General features: G+C 39.2%; 17 protein-coding genes. 1 reads left to right on the top strand and 16 read right to left on the bottom strand.

Going from position 1 to position 18,439, the window contains the following annotated elements; genetic code table 11:
• Positions 1 to 15 precede the first annotated feature (15 nt).
• The 16 genes from BAQ48_RS11835 to nuoA all read right to left on the bottom strand — a co-directional run bounded on the left by BAQ48_RS11835 (position 16) and on the right by nuoA (position 15,350).
• Positions 16 to 1,023: a LytTR family transcriptional regulator DNA-binding domain-containing protein gene (locus BAQ48_RS11835; RefSeq protein ID WP_071711219.1), complete on the bottom strand. Its 1,008-nt coding sequence runs from the start codon at positions 1,021 to 1,023 to the stop codon at positions 16 to 18.
• Positions 1,024 to 1,121: 98 nt separating this feature from the next.
• On the bottom strand, positions 1,122 to 2,141 hold the full coding sequence (gene spoIID / locus BAQ48_RS11830; protein WP_071711218.1) for a stage II sporulation protein D: 1,020 nt from the start codon (positions 2,139 to 2,141) through the stop codon (positions 1,122 to 1,124).
• Positions 2,142 to 2,395: 254 nt separating this feature from the next.
• Entirely contained in the window at positions 2,396 to 3,700 is a 1,305-nt protein-coding gene (gene murA, locus BAQ48_RS11825) for a UDP-N-acetylglucosamine 1-carboxyvinyltransferase (RefSeq protein ID WP_000411264.1), read from the bottom strand.
• A 39-nt stretch (positions 3,701 to 3,739) separates the two neighbouring features.
• Positions 3,740 to 4,444 carry a YwmB family TATA-box binding protein gene (locus BAQ48_RS11820; protein WP_415783957.1) on the bottom strand — a complete coding sequence of 235 codons (705 nt, stop codon included), beginning with the start codon at positions 4,442 to 4,444 and terminating at the stop codon, positions 3,740 to 3,742.
• Positions 4,445 to 4,495: 51 nt separating this feature from the next.
• The gene (locus BAQ48_RS11815) at positions 4,496 to 4,732 is read right to left on the bottom strand and encodes a DUF1146 family protein (protein WP_000057886.1); all 237 of its coding nucleotides are present in this window, start codon (positions 4,730 to 4,732) and stop codon (positions 4,496 to 4,498) included.
• Positions 4,733 to 4,943: 211 nt separating this feature from the next.
• The gene (gene nuoN, locus BAQ48_RS11810; protein WP_071711284.1) at positions 4,944 to 6,458 is read right to left on the bottom strand and encodes an NADH-quinone oxidoreductase subunit NuoN; all 1,515 of its coding nucleotides are present in this window, start codon (positions 6,456 to 6,458) and stop codon (positions 4,944 to 4,946) included.
• Positions 6,459 to 6,465: 7 nt separating this feature from the next.
• Entirely contained in the window at positions 6,466 to 7,968 is a 1,503-nt protein-coding gene (locus tag BAQ48_RS11805) for an NADH-quinone oxidoreductase subunit M (RefSeq protein WP_071711216.1), read from the bottom strand.
• Positions 7,965 to 9,827, bottom strand: a complete 1,863-nt coding sequence (gene nuoL, locus BAQ48_RS11800) for an NADH-quinone oxidoreductase subunit L (RefSeq protein ID WP_071711215.1) — start codon at positions 9,825 to 9,827, stop codon at positions 7,965 to 7,967. The genes BAQ48_RS11805 and nuoL overlap by 4 nt, the downstream gene beginning before the upstream one ends.
• Before the next feature lie 29 nt (positions 9,828 to 9,856).
• Complete coding sequence (gene nuoK, locus BAQ48_RS11795; protein WP_000100075.1) at positions 9,857 to 10,171, bottom strand: NADH-quinone oxidoreductase subunit NuoK; 315 nt, start codon at positions 10,169 to 10,171, stop codon at positions 9,857 to 9,859.
• Positions 10,164 to 10,691: an NADH-quinone oxidoreductase subunit J gene (locus BAQ48_RS11790; RefSeq protein WP_071711214.1), complete on the bottom strand. Its 528-nt coding sequence runs from the start codon at positions 10,689 to 10,691 to the stop codon at positions 10,164 to 10,166. The genes nuoK and BAQ48_RS11790 overlap by 8 nt, the downstream gene beginning before the upstream one ends.
• On the bottom strand, positions 10,688 to 11,107 hold the full coding sequence (gene nuoI, locus BAQ48_RS11785) for an NADH-quinone oxidoreductase subunit NuoI (RefSeq protein ID WP_000677191.1): 420 nt from the start codon (positions 11,105 to 11,107) through the stop codon (positions 10,688 to 10,690). The genes BAQ48_RS11790 and nuoI overlap by 4 nt, the downstream gene beginning before the upstream one ends.
• A gap of 25 nt (positions 11,108 to 11,132) precedes the next feature.
• Positions 11,133 to 12,134 (bottom strand): NADH-quinone oxidoreductase subunit NuoH, encoded by a 1,002-nt coding sequence (gene nuoH / locus BAQ48_RS11780; protein WP_071711213.1) that lies wholly within the window; start codon positions 12,132 to 12,134, stop codon positions 11,133 to 11,135.
• Positions 12,134 to 13,234, bottom strand: a complete 1,101-nt coding sequence (nuoD, locus tag BAQ48_RS11775) for an NADH-quinone oxidoreductase subunit NuoD (RefSeq protein WP_071711212.1) — start codon at positions 13,232 to 13,234, stop codon at positions 12,134 to 12,136. The genes nuoH and nuoD overlap by 1 nt, the downstream gene beginning before the upstream one ends.
• Before the next feature lie 3 nt (positions 13,235 to 13,237).
• Positions 13,238 to 14,476: an NADH-quinone oxidoreductase subunit C gene (locus tag BAQ48_RS11770; protein ID WP_071711211.1), complete on the bottom strand. Its 1,239-nt coding sequence runs from the start codon at positions 14,474 to 14,476 to the stop codon at positions 13,238 to 13,240.
• Positions 14,473 to 14,991: an NADH-quinone oxidoreductase subunit NuoB gene (gene nuoB, locus BAQ48_RS11765; protein ID WP_071711210.1), complete on the bottom strand. Its 519-nt coding sequence runs from the start codon at positions 14,989 to 14,991 to the stop codon at positions 14,473 to 14,475. Before nuoB ends, BAQ48_RS11770 begins: the two co-directional genes overlap by 4 nt.
• Positions 14,982 to 15,350, bottom strand: a complete 369-nt coding sequence (gene nuoA, locus BAQ48_RS11760; protein WP_000179277.1) for an NADH-quinone oxidoreductase subunit NuoA — start codon at positions 15,348 to 15,350, stop codon at positions 14,982 to 14,984. Before nuoA ends, nuoB begins: the two co-directional genes overlap by 10 nt.
• A 292-nt stretch (positions 15,351 to 15,642) precedes the next feature.
• On the opposite strand from nuoA, the gene BAQ48_RS11755 reads away from it, so the two are divergent.
• A complete protein-coding gene (locus BAQ48_RS11755) occupies positions 15,643 to 18,372 on the top strand; it encodes a putative bifunctional diguanylate cyclase/phosphodiesterase (protein WP_071711209.1) in 2,730 nt (909 codons plus the stop codon).
• The last annotated feature ends 67 nt before the right edge of the window (positions 18,373 to 18,439 follow it).

Raw genomic sequence — 18,439 nt, 5'->3', positions numbered from 1 at the left:
TTATTGGAGCGAATTTTATAGCCCAATTACACCTTTTAACTCATCCATTCGTCCTTTCGAAAGCGGAATTGAACTTTTTCTTTCGTCATCCAAAATTAAACTAAAGCTATTACGAGTCCAAGTAATCACTTCTCGTACTCTTTGTAAATTCACAAGGTACGAGCGATGACATCTAAAGAAACCAAAACCTGTTAATCTTACTTCTAGTTCACTTAATGTTAATGCGCATACGAAATCCCCTTCGCGAACATGAACATGTGTTACTCCGTTTTGTGTTTCAATGAAATGAATTTCCATCGGATCAAGTAAAATGATTTTATCGTTCACTTTCGCTGGAATTCTTTCAAGTTTCATTTGCGGAATCATTTGAATAACCTTTTCTTCATCCACCTCTTCAGCTTCCTCTTGTTCGATTTCTATTTTTTTCACACCATCATTGTTTAGTATGTATACATCTTCTGTCAACGAAAGAGCGTCCGATAAGAAAGATGACGTAATAAAGATTGCCTTTCCTTGCTCTTTCATTTTCATAATTGCTTTTCGGATAATAATCGTACTCTCTGTATCTACATTTTGCTCTGGCTCTTCCAAAATAACTAAATCTGGATTATGAATCATAACACGCCCAATATGAAGACGGCGTTTCTCTGAAAATGATAATTTTTCTATTTTAACGTTTAACCTATCTAGGAGACCGACATATTGTACCACTTCTTCTATACTCATATTTGATTCATACAGTCCTATTAAGAATTTAAAGTATTCCTTCACCTTCAAACGATCGTATGCTTCATCTTTTAAAAAACAAAAGCCGATGCGGGAATAATTTTTCTTGCCCATTGCTTCGCCTTCAAATAGCACATTACCAGTTGAAGCTTCTTCCTCGCCAATAATGATGCGATGCAATATTTTAGCTGTATGGTTATTACATTGCAAAACAACACATTGCCCTTCCCCAACCTCAAGCTCAATTGCCGGTAACTGGTTCGTCTTCCCTAATTGTTTCAACTCCAATAACGCCATTCCGTCTCCTCCAAATGTTTTTCTCTCATTATACCAAACAATTAATGGAAAATTATGATATTTTAAACAAAAAAGTAGGTGCCAGGAGACCCTGACACCTACTTCTTCACCATCAATTTTCCTTCATAATCGTTCATCGTCTTTATTTCAACGCCTTTATAATAATGAGCGACGATATCGGTATATTTCTTACCTTCTTGTGCCATGCCGTTCGCTCCATATTGACTCATGCCGACGCCGTGTCCGAAGCCTTTTGTCGTAACAATGATTTTATCTCCATCTTGTTTCCATGTGAAATCAGAAGAACGTAAAGCTAACTTGTCACGCACATCTCTTCCGGTTAACGTTTTACCTTTAAACGCTACATCTTTTACACGTTTTCCTTCTGTACGTTCTTTAATATCGCCAACTTTTCCGTCTGCTAACACCTTCACCCCGAGACGTTTTTGAAAGTCAGCTACGGTGAATGTTTGCTCACTCGTAAATTTTGGAGATGCTTCATCCCACGGACTGTCTACACTCTTTAAGTACGGATAATCATTGCCCCAATAATCAGCTGCATTTTCTGTTCGCCCGTTACTCGTTGAGAAGAACGAAGCTGAAATTGGTTTCCCGTCATACGTTAAAACTTGTCCTGCGGTTTTCGAAACTGCTTCCTCAATTTTCTTCAAATTATTTTCGTAGTTGTTACCCCATTGTTTCTTCAATTCTTCTTTGCTTTTGTACACTTGATCTTTCACCGTATCTGTCACGTCCGCATTGTTTTTCTTTCCTCCACTTAGCATACGCTGCACGACAAATGTTCTCGCTGCTAATGCCTGCGCCTTTAGCGCCTCTATTTCAAAACTGGCATTCATCTCAGAAGCTACTACGCCGGTCACATACTCCTCCATAGGTAATGTTTCTACCTTCTTCTGCTGATCACGATATACAGCAACTTGAACCGCTGTATCCACTTTCCCTGGAGCTGGTATACTTTCTATCGCTGGAGGAGTTTTAGAGGCTGCTTCTTCCCCTACTTTTGCTTTCGCAAATGGAATAACAAGGGCTGCAGGTACAATGATAACGAGCGCTATTAAGAGCGCTACTGTAATAAAAAGTGGCTTTGAAAATTTCATCTTATTCCCCCAATATAAAGTTGGCTTCCTTTCATTCTTATGGAACTACGGAATTTTTTAGAACATACTTGAGGGTATCGGTATAAAGTGAACTTTTAATGCGGTGGAGTTTCGCTGACCACAAATAGCAAAATAAAACTGAAATTTTCTAAATATTTTTACTGGTACGTGCATAAGTATAGAATTTATTGACTATAACAGTAATAAGCCCAAAAAAATAGCCCCTATGTCAAAAGACATAGAGACTATTTCAATTAAGCGTGAAGATCAGAAACTTCTTGTTCTTTCACTTCTTCTACTTTTTCGTTTACACGTTCAATAGTTGCACCTAATGCAGCTAATTTCTTATGGAAATCTACATAACCACGGTCAAGATGCTTTAACTCAGTTACACGAGTGTAACCTTCTGATACTAAACCAGCTAAGATTAACGCTGCAGCTGCACGTAAATCAGTTGCACCTACTTCAGCACCTTGTAAGCTGTTTGGACCGTTCATAATAACAGAACGACCTTCGATTTTAATATCAGCATTCATACGACGGAATTCTTCAACGTGCATAAAGCGGTTTTCGAATACCGTTTCTGTAATCATACTTGTTCCATCAGCTTGTAGTAATAATGCCATCATTTGTGATTGCATGTCTGTTGGGAAACCTGGATGAGGCATAGTTTTAATATCAACCGCTTTTAACTTATCTGGGCCGATAACACGTACACCTTCGTTTTCCTCAATAATTTTAACACCCATTTCTTCCATTTTCGCTGTAATTGAGCGTAAATGTTCAGGTACAGCATTTTCAATTAAGATGTCTCCACCAGTAATTGCTGCTGCAACCATGAATGTTCCCGCTTCAATACGGTCAGGAATAATAGAGTGGTTTGCACCATATAATTTATCTACGCCTTCAATACGGATCGTTCCAGTTCCAGCTCCGCGTACTTTCGCTCCCATCGCATTTAAGAAGTTAGCTAAGTCAACGATTTCTGGTTCTTTCGCTGCGTTTTCAAGGATTGTTGTCCCTTTTGCTAATGTAGCTGCAGACATAATGTTTTCTGTCGCGCCCACGCTTGGGAAGTCTAAATAGATTTTAGCTCCTTTTAGTTCTCCCTCTACGTATGCCTCAACAAAACCATTACCAACCTGTACTTTTGCTCCCATTGCTTCGAAGCCTTTTAAATGTTGATCAATTGGACGTGAACCAATTGCACATCCACCAGGAAGTGCAATACGAGCACGACCGTTACGTGCTAATAATGGTCCCATTACTTGAACAGATGCACGCATTTTACGCACATATTCAAATGGTGCCTCGATGTTTAGTTCTTTAGAAGCATCGATTGTTACTTGGTTATTTTCAAATACGACTTCAGCATTTAAATGACGTAATACCTCATTAATTGTGTATACATCAGACAAAACTGGTACTTCAGATAGTACATTCTTTCCATCACTCGCTAATAGGGCTGCAGCGATTATAGGTAATACAGCATTTTTTGCGCCCTCAACACGCACTGTGCCGTTTAACCGCTTTCCGCCACGGACGATGATCTTTTCCAAATTATTCCCCTCCGTGTCCTTTTTTCAGTATCTATTCACTCAATACTCAGAAGTTATGATCGGTGTGCCAACCACAATTGTATCTTTGTTGTCTGTAGAACGTATTGCTATTTGCACATTTATTTTCTCTCTATTTGTTGAAAGAGCGTCATCCCACTTTTTATTGTATGCGGAGACTGATACAAATGCTCTTTCTTCTATCTGTTCGATCGCTCTTGCTGAAAGATCTTTCAAAACCTGATTGGTTTTATTTTGCAAAACACCTTCAATCTTATCATTCAGTACACCTTGAACACAAGTGTAAATTATAGGTTTTTCACTAAAAATTTTATTCATGTTCTGAACGTACTTCGGGTCCCATTTTGCCCCGCTCACTTCAAAAATAATGAAAGTGTTTTCTTTAGTATTTTCCTTACTCCATGTTACTACTACTCGTTCTTCATATGAAGTAAACTTTTTATAGGATGTAGCTTTATATCCATCTGGAGATTGCTCTAATTCCCATTTTTGAATATTGGTCTTGTCCTTCACATCGTTTAACAACTTTTGAAACGTATGTATATTAGAAATTGTTTTTGTTTCTCGCGCTAACCATGACCATTTCTCTACTTTAGCATCATTTTTCTCTAATGCTGCGATCATGTTCTCCATTTTCTGTTCATCGCTTATCGGTTTCATCTCTCTATATCCAACCAAAAAGAAAATAACACTCAAGGCAACAATAAGAATGGCTTTAAGCTTCAATTTCATCCCCTCCTATCCCCATTGTTAACGGAGATATGAGGTTCTATACACTTACTTTACTAAATACGTTAAACTCTTTGAATAGCCTAAATAATCAAGGAAAAAGTTACTTACAGATGTCCCGATTGCAATTGTAACTAGGATTAGTAGCACCCTCGTCTGCATCACTTTTCCAGGCTTCATTAAACGCTCAATGTGAATGCCTTGCAGGGCCCACCACGTAATGGTAATAAACAATAAATGCGAAACAATGGCAATCAGTGCTTGTTGCCCTAAAAGTTGTGCCAAAAAATCGACCCCTTTTTACTTGGCTACTACTTATACAAAATATAAAAACGATACCATAATAAGTAGGAGCCACACTTGTTCAAATGCAAATAAGCATCTTACATTTTAGATCGTAATTTTCTTTCAAAGAACATATACTTATGTGCATTTTCATTTGTGATTCACACAAAATAAAAAGCGCAGAGTACTGACTCCACACCTTTTATTTTTACTATTGTACCACGTTCCCTAGGAAGAAGAAATCTTTCATTAATGGAAAATATTCATAAAAGAAATTGTATCCAATCATCGGCATAATCCCCAGTATTACAATCAAAATTGCACAAAGGCTCATAACAACTTGTATATTTAACGGTAACCGAATCTTCTCTTCTGTCTCTCCCGTGCGGAAAAACATTTGTTGTAAAATCCGGAAATAATATACGAATGAAACGACCGTCGTCCCCATCATAATAGAAGCTAGTACGTAATGAGCTGGTTCTACATGAAGGGCGCCTAAAAAGATGTTAATTTTCCCGATGAAACCAGCCGTTCCTGGTATCCCGGCTAACGATAAAATAAAAATCGTCATCACTATCGCTGTAAATGGTGACCTTTTATATAATCCAGTGAAAATGGTTATATTTTCTTTGTCGCTTTGTAAGATTAAGCCGTGGATAATGGCAAATGCTCCTATATTCATAAGCATATACGCAAGCATGTAAAACCACATACTATCCATTGTGAATGGCGATAACGCCACAAGCGGAACGAGTAAATACCCTGCATGTGCAATTCCTGAGTAGGCAAATAAACGTTTTACACTGTATTGCTTTAATGCGACTACGTTCCCAACAATCATCGTAATACTTGCCAATACCGCAATGTATATGCTCATATGCCCGTACAAAGATTGTGCATCTCCTTGTATTGAAACATTTGCAAAAACCATAAGGAACAGGCGAATAATAAGGAGAAAACCAGCAATTTTAGAAATCGTTCCGAGGAAAGCAGTAACAGGTGTAGCAGCTCCTTCATATACATCAGGTGCCCACATATGAAATGGCACTGTTGCAATTTTGAATGAGAGCCCAACAAGCAATAATAGAAATGCGAGAGCTAGCAATAAATGAATACCGCTAGTTAGCTCCCCGGTGAATGCTTTTTGCATATCCAACATGTTAGTCGATCCTGTAATACCGTATAAATAACTCATTCCAAAGAGCGTAATTGCTGTTCCAATCCCTCCGTTAATAACATACTTCATTGCCGCTTCATTTGATGCAAGGTTCTTTTTTCGTATTCCTACTAAAATGTATGAAGAAAGTGATAGTAGCTCTAGACCGACGAACAGTGTAATGAAATCAACGCTAGAAGCCATAAACATCGCTCCAAGAAGCGCCATTAAAAATAAGTAATAATACTCTCCCTTATCCTCAATTGGATTCTTCTTGTCATCGCTCATTGCGGTGCACAATATAAGGGCTGCTCCGCCTAATAACAACGTTTTAAATCCTTTTGAAAATCCATCTAACACAAACGATCCATTTAAAATATCTCCCGCTGGTTCACCATATAACGTAATTAATGACACGATTGCTATTAGGACAGCGACGATTGCACCAAGCGCTACATACCTATGGTTCAGCTTAAAAAACAAATCACATATGGAAAGAAGGATGGCGGCTCCGAGAATAATGAATTCTGGCACCATCAAATGCCATGATAAGCTAAGTAACGTATCCATATCCATCCTACTTCACCCCCAATGTTTTCAATGTATTTTGAAGCGGATCCCCTAATATTTCTGGCATTACCCCAATTGCAATAATGCAGAAGATAAGCAATAGGACGGGGACATACTCCCATCCGTGTATATCAGATTTCACTTCCCACTCTTTCTTACCAAATGTCACTTGCAGTGTGGCCCTTAATACGTACACTGCGGTTAAAATAATGCCAAGTACTCCGACCGCCGCAATGACTGGTTTTCCTTGGAATAAACCGAGAAAGGCAAGAAATTCGCTAACGAATCCAGACATCCCTGGCAATCCAAGCGATGCCATTCCTCCTGCTAAGAAGAAGCCGCTAAGTATTGGGACACTTTTTGCTAGTCCACCAAGCGCTGTAATGTCTGATGTTCCGAAACGTTGTTCTATAACACCGAGTAAGAAAAACAGCAAGGCTGCAATTAAACCATGTGATACAACCTGGAATAGCGCCCCTTGTGTACCCGGTGCATTAAGTGCCGCAAGCCCCATTAAAACAATTCCCATATGCGAAATACTAGAGTAGGCAAGTACCTTCCTAAAATCCGTTTGGATGAGTGCTAAAAAAGCACCGTACAATAAATTAATGACTCCTAAAATCGCAAGTAGCGTCGCAAACTCGCGAAAGTATTCCGGGAATAATCCCTGTCCGAAACGGATAATACCGTAAGCCCCAATCTTTAACAAAACGCCCGCATGAAGCATGACCACTGCCGGATGCGCTTCAATATGCACATTGACCATCCAGCGATGCAACGGGAACACGGGTAGTTTAATTGCAAAAGCAACCATTATGGCAATAAATACACCAAGTTGTAAGCTACTTGGGATGATTTGTCCTTCCCCAGCACTTCCGCTCGTTAATATCTCTTTCAGTTCCGCGATATTTGTCGTACCTGTTTTTGCAAACAAAATCGAGAAAACGATGAGTAAAATAGCTGAGCCAATCCCGTTATATATTAAATAACTATATGCAGCTTTCTCACTCGACAATTTCCCCCACTTCCCAATTAATAAGAACATTGGCGGCAACGTAATTTCAAAGAAGATAAAGAACAACATTAAATTTTGAGCAGCGAAGACACCTAGCATCCCTATTTCTAGCATGAGTAATAGCATATAAAATGCTTTCAAATTTCTTTTAATAGAAAAGGCAGCAATTGCTGCAAGCATCGCTAGAAGGGCCGTCAGCACCATCATGACAAGTGATAACCCGTCAATACCGAGTTCATAGTAAATGGAAAACCATCTTTTATCCACTGCCGTAAAATCCCCAAATTTAATCCATTTCACTTTTTCATCAAATAGCGATAAACTCTTTCCAGAAGCATATGTACAAGCGAGGACGATAGCAATTCCAAATGGAAGCGCCGTCCCGAATAAACCGAGCGCTCGTACTGTACGCGATTCTTTTTTCGGTGTTAATACAAGTAAGAGAATTCCTAACAGCGGGGAAAAAATGAAGAACGTTAACAACAAATCATTCATCGTAAATCCCCTCCCGTATAGAGCAAAATAATGACGAGTAATGCGAGCGAAACTGCTGTTACAGTGCCATATACTTGTACATTCCCGTTTTGAAGTTTCGATCCTATGCTGCTCGCACCTTTAACCAAACTTCCAATTAAAACTGCGATTCCTTCTACAACATATACTTCAAACAAGCGAAGCACATGAGCGATTCCTTTCGTAATAGGCAACACCGTAACATTGTATAGTTCATCCACATAATATTTTTCTTTCAGGAGATTATGAAGGAAGGATCCTTCTCCTCCAGCCCAATTTCTTGAGATAGTTTTCTTTCCATATATGACATAAGCAAGAGCAATTCCCGCAAATGAAACGAGAGTCGCAACAACCATAATCCAAACTGGCCCATGTGCTTCTTCCACTTTGAACGCCACATCTTTCGTAAGCCAATCTCCGAGAAACGTCCCAAACCATGGTGTATTTATATATCCCGCTATTATCGCGAGAACGCCGAGAACAATCATCGGATACGTCATAACGCGGGGCGACTCATGCACATCTTCCTTCGCCTTCGCTTCTCCAGTAAAGACAAGGAAGTATAGACGAAACATGTAAAATGCCGTTAAGAATGCCGCAATGACTGCTAATATGAATAAAAAGTAATTGCCATTCATCCAAGTCGCAGCCAAAATTTCATCTTTACTAAAAAACCCAGAAAGGAGTGGAACCCCACTAATTGCAAGTGTCCCTATCAAAAACAGCGCACCCGTTACTTTCATCTTCTTCTGTAAACCGCCCATTTTATTAATGTTTTGCGTATGCACTGCATGAATTACACTTCCTGCCGCCAAGAATAGTAGCGCTTTAAAAAAGGCGTGTGTCGTTAAATGGAAGACACCGGCTACATAACCTGCAGAACCTAGCGCAAGCATCATATATCCAAGCTGGCTAACTGTAGAATAAGCAAGTACTCTCTTTATATCCGTTTGTACAAGGCCGATAGAGGCCGCAAAGATTGCAGTGAAAGCTCCGACGACTGCCACTGTCTGCATCGCTACCGCACTTACCGAAAATAACGGGAACATCGTCGCTACTAAATATACGCCAGCTGCAACCATCGTCGCCGCGTGAATAAGCGCTGAAACAGGCGTCGGTCCTTCCATTGCATCAGGTAGCCACGTATGAAGCGGAAACTGACCTGATTTCCCCATCGCACCGACAAAAATTAATATCGCCGTTATTGTAATCATAGAAGGAGAGAGATCCCCCGTATGAATCGCCCTAAAAATTGCATCATATTCAAAACTACCTGCGTGCCAAAAAATTAAAATCATCCCAATAAATAAACCAACATCGCCAATACGTGTCATAATAAAAGCCTTTTTCGCAGCTGCCTTCGCTTCTTCTTTAAAGAAATAAAAACCGATGAGTAAAAATGAACCAAGGCCCACTAACTCCCAAAATACGTAAAGCTGTAATAAATTCGTCGATATGACGAGCCCTAGCATCGCAAATGTGAAGAGCCCTAAGTACGCATAAAAGGTTGGTAACCTTTCGTCACCTTTCATATAACCTTTCGAATACACATGTACAAGCAAACTTACAAGTGTAACGATAAACAACATTAAAGCTCCTAATGCCGTCACCTCAAAGCCAAATGATATATCTATATCTCCAACTCTAAGCCATACCCACTTATGCTTCACTGGTACTGTCGAAAACCTTTCTATTAATACAAGTACCGCGAATATAAAGGAGAGAAAGATGAAGAAACTACTAAGTACGCTGCTTCCTTCTCTAATTTTCTTCCCGAACATAATAAGTAACAAAAACGAAACAAGCGGGAAAAGCGGTATGAGCCATGCATAATCGATCATTGTTTCCTTCCCCCTTTTCGGTCACAATGCTATCCTTTGAGCGTATCCATTTCATCTACATGAACTGTCGTACGATTACGGTACAAAGCAATTAAAATAGCGAGTCCTACCGCTGCCTCCGCTGCCGCTACAGCCATCGTAAACAACGCGAAAATTTGCCCTGTTAAATTCGGAAACAAACCTAATTTGCTAAACGCCACTAAGTTTAAATTGGCAGCGCCCAGCATTAATTCGATACAAACTAATACGATTACCGTATTTCGCTTCGTTAAAGCTCCAAATAGACCGATGCAAAACAAAATAATCGCAAGTGTTAAATACGCAGAAGCTGGAACACTACTCATTGGAATCCTCCTCTTTCTCATCCTTCTTCGCAAGAATAATTGCGCCAACAAGTGCTACAAGTAAAATAACCGAGGTTAACTCAAATGGAATAATATATTTTGAATAGAGAAGTGTACCGATTTGAAGTGTGTTGTTTTCATGGAGAGGTAAACTTCCTTGTGTGGTGCTTTGATTTGAAAAATCGATACTATTAACAGCGAAATACATAACTGCTCCAAATGCTACAACCGCAAAGAAGATAATCCATTTTCGAAGAGTAAGACGCGATTCATTTTCCGCGTTATGTTTCGTTAACATAATGCCAAAAATCATAATGATTGTGATCGCACCAGAGTAAAGTAAAATTTGTGCAACGCCGATAAATTCGGCTGATAAAAGAAAGTACAAACCTGCAATGCTGAGAAATGTAAGAACGAGAGCTAGCATCATATGCATGACTTTCGTTAAGTTCAACATAAGAACTCCACCGATAATTGCAGACAAGGATAGTATAAAGAATGCTACAAACTCGCCATTCATGCTTTATTCTCCTTCCTGACGTTTTCATCGTTTTCGTCAAGCCACTGCAAATTTTTAAACAAATCATCACGCGAATACTCCGCGAGTTCAAAATTATTTGTCATGACAATTGCCTCTGTCGGACAAACTTCTGTACACAAATCGCAAAGAATACAAATTTCAAAATTAATATCGTACGTATCGATAATTTTCCCTTTCTTCGTAGGATCAGGATGTTTTTTTCCCGTCAATTGAATACAGTCTGTCGGACAAATGTTAGAACATTGATTACAAACAATACATTTTTCTGGATAAAATTTTTGAATCCCCCGAAAACGGTCGGGCAATGGCAACGGCTGATTTGGATAATCGTACGTTACCTTCTTCTTACTCAAATTACTTAATGTATATTTTAATCCTTTAAATAGTCCTTTCATCTCTTGCTGGCACCCCCCTCATAGATTAGAAGAATAACTCCTTAATCAATGCCGTTAAGAAAATATTTGCAAGTGCAATTGGTAATAACACTTTCCAACCAAACTCCATTAACTGGTCACCTCTTATGCGCGGAAACGTGACGCGGAACCAAATTAATAAGAAGACTACACTGCTAAATTTCAAAGCAAACCATACCGATCCCGGGATAAATCCAAGAAACATAACTGGATTCCATCCACCTAAAAAGAGCACTGTAATTAAAGATGCCATTCCGAAGAAATATACGTACTCTGAAAGCATGAAAAACGCCCAGCGAAACCCTGAGTATTCCGTATGATATCCAGAAACAAGTTCCGACTCAGCTTCTGGTAAATCAAACGGCGTCCTATTTAACTCTGCTACCGCCGCGATTAAAAACACGATGAAACCGATTGGCTGCACGAAAATGTACCAAACATTCTCCTGCGCTGCTACGATTTCATTTAAATTTAGACTACCGGTTAACAAAACGATGCCAATTACACTCATTACGAGCGGAATTTCATAAGAAATCATTTGCGCCGCCGCACGCATCCCCCCTAAGAGGGAATATTTATTATTCGACGCCCATCCCCCAGTTACAACACCAATCGTCGTAATGCCGGAAACAGCAATATAATAAAGCAGCCCGACTCCAATATCTGCAAACTGAAATTTATCCGTAAACGGGATAACTGCGAGCACCATAAATGCTGGTGCGAATGCAATGACAGGCGCTAATATAAATAACGGTTTATCTGCTGCTTTCGGAATACTATCTTCTTTCAATAATAGTTTCAAAACATCAGCTACCGTTTGCAGTAGACCGAACCGGCCTCCAACTTGGTTTGGTCCAATCCTCCCTTGCATAAATCCCATCACTTTTCGCTCTGCCAAAATACCGTATGTAACGAAGCCAAGGACTGCAAATAATAGGAGCACCGCTAATCCGAAAAAAATAAAAAAATTCGTCCAGCTTGAAGGTGATTGTAAGAGCGTCTCAATCATTAGCCATCAACCTCCCCAAGTACAATATCAACCCCACCTAAAATCGTAATTAAATTGGCGATATTTTCACCTTTCAATAACTTCGGTAAAATTTGCAAATTATAAAAAGAAGGTCTGCGGAATTTCAAGCGATACGGCTCTTTCTTTCCATCACTAGCAATATAGCAACCAATCTCTCCGCGCGGTGACTCTATACGGACGAACGCTTCCCCTTTAGGAGCCTTAATAATTTTAGGTACTTTCGCCAGTACAGCTCCGTCTTTCGGGAATTGCTGGACTGCTTGCTCGACAATTTTTAACGACTCCTCAATTTCTTCCATTCGGCAAACGTAGCGATCCCAAGCATCCCCCACGCTCCCAACAGGAATATTGAAATCGAAGCGATCATAAATCGAATACGGCTCGTCTTTGCGAAGATCCCAGTTTACTCCGGTGCACCGCAAATTTGCTCCGCTTAAAGAATACGCAATTGCTTCTTCCGCGCTATAAATACCAACGCCCTTCACACGATTCAAGAAAATTTCATTACCGCTAACGAGGTCATGGTAACCTGCCAATTGCTCTCTCATATATGGAATAAACTCTTCCACCTTTTCAATCCAGCCATCCGGCGCATCCCACTTCACACCGCCGACCCTCATATAGTTAAAAGTAAGCCTTGCACCGCATAATTCATTTAATAAATTGATAATCATCTCTCGTTCACGAAACGCATACAAAAACGGACTAACCGCCCCTATATCAAGAAGATTCGTCCCCCACCAAACGAGATGACTCGCAATTCTTCCGAGCTCCATCGCAAGTACTCGCAAGTATTCGGCACGCTCTGGGATTTCAAGCCCCATCATCGTCTCTACAGCATGGCAAATGACGTAATTATTCGTCATGGCCGATAAGTAATCCATTCGATCTGTATAAGGAATAATTTGCGTATACTGTAAGCTCTCAGCAATTTTTTCAGTCCCGCGATGCAAATATCCAATAACCGGCGTAGCTTCTTTAATAATTTCCCCGTCAATCTTAATAACAAGTCTGAACACACCATGTGTACTTGGATGCTGAGGCCCTACATTCAAAAGCATCTCTTCCGTACGAATCATAAGCTACACCTCCACATCATACGGTTCATAATCTTTTCTAAGCGGATATCCAACCCAATCATCAGGCATTAATATGCGTGATAAATTCGGATGCCCCTTAAATACAATACCGAGCAAATCATACGCTTCCCGCTCCGGCCAATCTGCCCCTTTCCAAAGCTTTGTCACCGACTCTACTTGCGGCGCCTCCCGATCCAGCTTTACCTTCACCGCTACTGACTGTTTCTTTCCATATGAAAATAAATGGACATACACTTCCATATGTGTCACAAAATCCGTCGCATGTAGCTCGGACATGTAATCAAAAGCAAGTCCCTCATGGAATCGCAATGACTCCATCACTTCATAATATTTCGCGGAATCCACCACAAGAGTTGGTACATCTTTTGAAAGTTTATTAATGTAGGAATCTACTAATGCACTCTCTCCTACTTTCTCCCTAATAACCTCAACATACTGATTTAAATAAGGCTGATTCATAGAAGGTTCTTCCTGCTTCGGCTCATCTTCTGTCTTACCTTCAGCACCCTTTACCTTCGCCCTTGCCGCTGCTGCCGCTTTTGCCTTTGCTGCTGCAATTGCCTTTGCCTTTTCATCTCCCGAATCGCCATCACCTTGCGAGGATTTTGCCTTCGCTAATGCCGCCGCTTTCGCTTTTGCTGCTGCCACGGCCTTCGCCTTTGCTTTTGCCTTTTCCTCTTCCGTTACTCCTTCGCTTCCCTCTCTTTTCTGCTTCGCTAACGCCGCTGCTTTTGCTTTCGCTTTGGCCTTTTCTTCTTCCGGTACTCCTTCTGTTCCTTCTCTCTTTTGCTTCGCTAGTGCAGCCGCTTTTGCTTTCGCTGCCGCTGCTGCCTTCGCCTTCGCTTTGGCCTTTTCTTCTTCCAGTACTCCTTCTGTTCCTTCTCTCTTTTGCTTCGCTAGTGCAGCCGCTTTTGCTTTTGCTGCCGCTGCTGCCTTCGCCTTTGCTTTTGCCTTTTCTTCTTCCGGTACTTCTTCGCTTCCCTCTCTTTTCTGCTTCGCTAACGCCGCTGCTTTTGCTTTCGCTGCTGCTGCAAGTCGTTTGGCTTCTTCTACAGTCAGTTCGTCATTTTTTGGTAGCGCTTTCTCTTTTTCCTGATTTTCTTCCTCAATTTTACTTATTTCTGCCCCATGTTTCGCAACAAGGCGTTTTCTCGCCTCTTCCTTCGCCCGCCTAGCAGCTTCTTTTTTTAAATCCTCTAACTCTTTATTTGGATCACTCATTTATTCGTCACCTGCTTTCCTGTCTTTGCCTCGTAACGAATTTTTTCTTTTAACTTATTAATTCCATAAATTAAAGCTGCAGGATTTGGTGGGCATCCAGGAATATACACATCAACTGGAACAATTTGATCTACACCTTTCACAACAGCGTACGAATTTACATATGGACCACCAGCTGTCGCACAAGATCCCATCGCAATAACCCATTTCGGTTCAGGCATTTGATCGTATAAGCGCCGAACAATAGGAGCCATCTTCTTCGTTACCGTTCCCGACACAATCATGACATCCGATTGCCTTGGTGAAGTCCGAAAAAATGACCCAAATCGATCTAAATCGTAATGTGATGAACCTACTCCCATCATTTCAATGGCGCAGCATGCCAGTCCAAACGTCATCGGCCATAAAGAATTGCTCCGTGCCCATCCTTTCAACTGTTCCAATGTAGAAAAAAAGATATTTTGTTCTAATTCCGCTCGTTCATTTGGATGTAATTCCTCAAAATTTATAACCATTGTAACACCTTCTTTTTCCAAGCATACGCTAATCCAACTAGCAACATTACTACAAAGATGAGCATTTCAATTAATGCAAATAAACCTAGCTTGTCATACGCAACAGCCCACGGATATAAAAATAAAGTTTCTACATCAAAGATGACAAACAATAAGGCAAAAATATAATAACGAGCATGAAACCGAATATTCGCATCATGAAAAGGCTCAATTCCACTCTCATACGTCGTCGCTTTCGCTGCACTCGGCTTGTTTGGGCGCAACATTCTTCCTAATGTAAGAGCCACTACCGGCAGCAATATGCCTACTAGCAAGAAAATCAAAACGATCATATAACTATTTTCATATACACTTGCCATTGTGAAACCCTCCCCCCTAAATTAAGAACAAGTTCACATAGTAAACAATATGTCCTAGTTGCAGTAATTATTATTTTTAAATTTTTCTAAATAATGCAACTATTTTAATCATTATAGCAAACTTCAAATTCCTATGTCGATATGTTGGGGGCAGAAACAAAAATTATTAAAATCTATTTTTATAACTTGCTATATCTGTGCAAAATAAACATAGAAATTATATATGTCTTTTAGCAATCGTAAAAAAATAAAAAGAAAAGTTTATATGTATATAACAACGTAGGTGATATAAATGAAAAAACAAACACATGTAAGTATTCTTATAAGCATTATATTGTTGTCTATAGTGATTCATTACGTAGCAATGCCTTTTCTATATGAATACTCTTTTCCTTTTCAAATAGTAATCGGAATAAGTACCTTATTAATTGATATTATCGCTTGTAGCTATATACTCTATTTTTCAAATATAAAAAAAGGATTACCTCGTTTATTTTGGATGATATTATCAGTTGGAACTCTTTCTTATTTCATCGGTGATATAGTCGTTGCCTATCAACGTTTAATTTTAAAAGACTTCTATACATTCGTTGATCCGTCCGATTTTTTTTACTTACTTTTTTTAACTAGCTTTGCGCTTGCCTTTCTATACGAAATCATTTACAACCGAGATTTATTAGAAAAGCTTTTTATGATATGTGATATTTGCATTATCGTTACAGCCCAGTTTACTTTAAGTTACTACTTGCTCATTGAACGAACCATTCACGTTTTTACAACATCCTATATCGACATATTTGTTCAACTTACCTATCCAATGGTTGATTTACTCTTTCTTTTAATAGGAATCAATCTTTTATTTAGACCATTATCCTTATTACCAAAAGGGGTTGGTGCACTTCTTGGCAGTGCTTTAATTTTATATGCTACTACGGATGCTATTTATGCTTATATAAAATACTTCACACCAGACTATTCTATGTTTACAGTTACTCCGCTCTATCAAGTTGTCTTAGTACTAGTAGCAATCGCCTGTATTCTCCATACAAAAGAACCTGAAAAACAAGAACAAGTACTATTAACGCCTAAATTTGGTGAATCCATCCGATTATCATTACCTTATATTTCAGTAGTCATGTTGATTGTTTTTATATTGGTCGAAAATGTTTTTGCACCTATTGTAGTAATCGGGCTTATGATCACTTTCACTTTCGTCCTCATACGTCATAGTTTAGTTCGAAAACAAAATAAAATATTATTATTAGCCCAAATGCAATTTAATTTAGAACTTGAGAAACAAATTGAACTACGTACAGAAGATTTAGTTAAACAAAAAAACGAATTATATCATAACCAACAAATGTTTAAATCTTTATACGAGCATCATCCAGATCCAATCTTCACATTAGATTTGTACGGTAATTTTCTCAAAGTGAATAACGCTGGTACTACGTTACTCGGTTATCAAACGAATGAATTATTAAATCAGCCCTATTACTCACTCATATATGAAGAAGATTTAGAAGAAATTATCCATGCCTTTCATCATGTGAAAAAAGGAAGTTCTATTTCTTTAGAAATACGGGCATATCACAAAAACAGAGATATTTACTACTTGCATGTTACGGCCGTTCCCATCTTTTTAAAGGAGCATATTTCTGGGGTTTATTTAATGATTAAAGATATTACGGAAAGTAAACAACAACAGGAACAAATTAATTTCCTAGCATATCACGACACTTTAACTGAGCTTGCAAATCGCCGTTCATTTCATCAATATTTAGAAAAGGCGATTGCACGAGCAAAACTAACAAAAAGGCCTTTTGCGGTTATGTTTCTTGACCTAGACCGCTTTAAAGTAATTAATGACACCCTCGGACACCGGGTAGGAGATCTCCTTTTAATTGCAGTAGCAAGAAGACTTGAACAAATATCGACATCAAATATGAAACTTGCTCGACTAGCTGGGGATGAGTTCACAATCCTCATCGAAAATTATAACAAAAAGCCAGATGTACAAAAAATGGCTGATACGATTGTAGCAGCCATGAACGAACCATTTGAAATCGAAAATCAACATTTACAAATCTCACCGAGCATCGGAATCGCGATATATCCTGAAGCAGGGGAAGATCCTTTGTCCATTTTACAGCATGCTGACATGGCCATGTATGAAACAAAAAACAGAGGGAAAAACGGTAGCTCTCTTTACACGAAAGAACTATATAAAAAAATAGAACGAAAAGCTCGAATTGAAAAAGATTTGCCACTCGCTTTAGTAAATAAAGAGTTCTATCTCGTGTATCAACCACAAATTGATACTACAACGAAAAAAATTATCGGTGCGGAAGCATTAATACGCTGGAAACACCCACTACTAGGCGACATCCCGCCGTGTGAGTTCATTCCTATTGTAGAAGAGACTCCCCAAGTCATCCCGCTTGGACATTGGGTGCTAAAAGAATCATGTTGCCAATTAAGAATGTGGCAAACTCTCGGCTACACAGATTTAAAAATGAGTGTAAATTTATCAGCGAAAGAATTTCGGCAGGATCAATTAATCGAAAACATTTCCCAAATACTACAAGAAGTCAAAGTTAATCCTAAATCCGTAACACTCGAGCTAACTGAGAGAATCGCGATGATTAATGAGCAGGAAACATTATTAAGACTAAAGCAATTGAAAGAATATGGCATTCACACATCTATTGATGACTTCGGTACCGGCTACTCTTCTCTTGCATATTTGTCACTTTTCCCTATCGATACATTAAAAATCCCAAGAGAATTTACACAACTAGCCGACCATCGTCCTGAAGAAAGAGCCATCGTTTCAACCATTCTTTCTCTTGCGAACACTTTAAATCTTTCAGTCGTTGCCGAAGGAATTGAAACAGAAAAACAGCTGAAATTTTTACAAAAAAACAACTGTAAATATATGCAAGGTTACTATTTCAGTAAACCTCTAACAAGTAAGCAATTTATAAGGTTTCTACAAAAAACACCCAGTATGAACAAATAGTTCACTGGGTGTTTTTATCCGCTAGTTGCCGGCAGTAAATAGCAGGGGATGACCCCAGACTACTTAC

Origin of the sequence: Bacillus luti (genome assembly GCF_001884105.1) — a bacterium.
In the GTDB taxonomy this organism is placed as follows: domain Bacteria; phylum Bacillota; class Bacilli; order Bacillales; family Bacillaceae_G; genus Bacillus_A; species Bacillus_A luti.
This window is presented reverse-complemented; position numbering and strand designations above follow the sequence as displayed.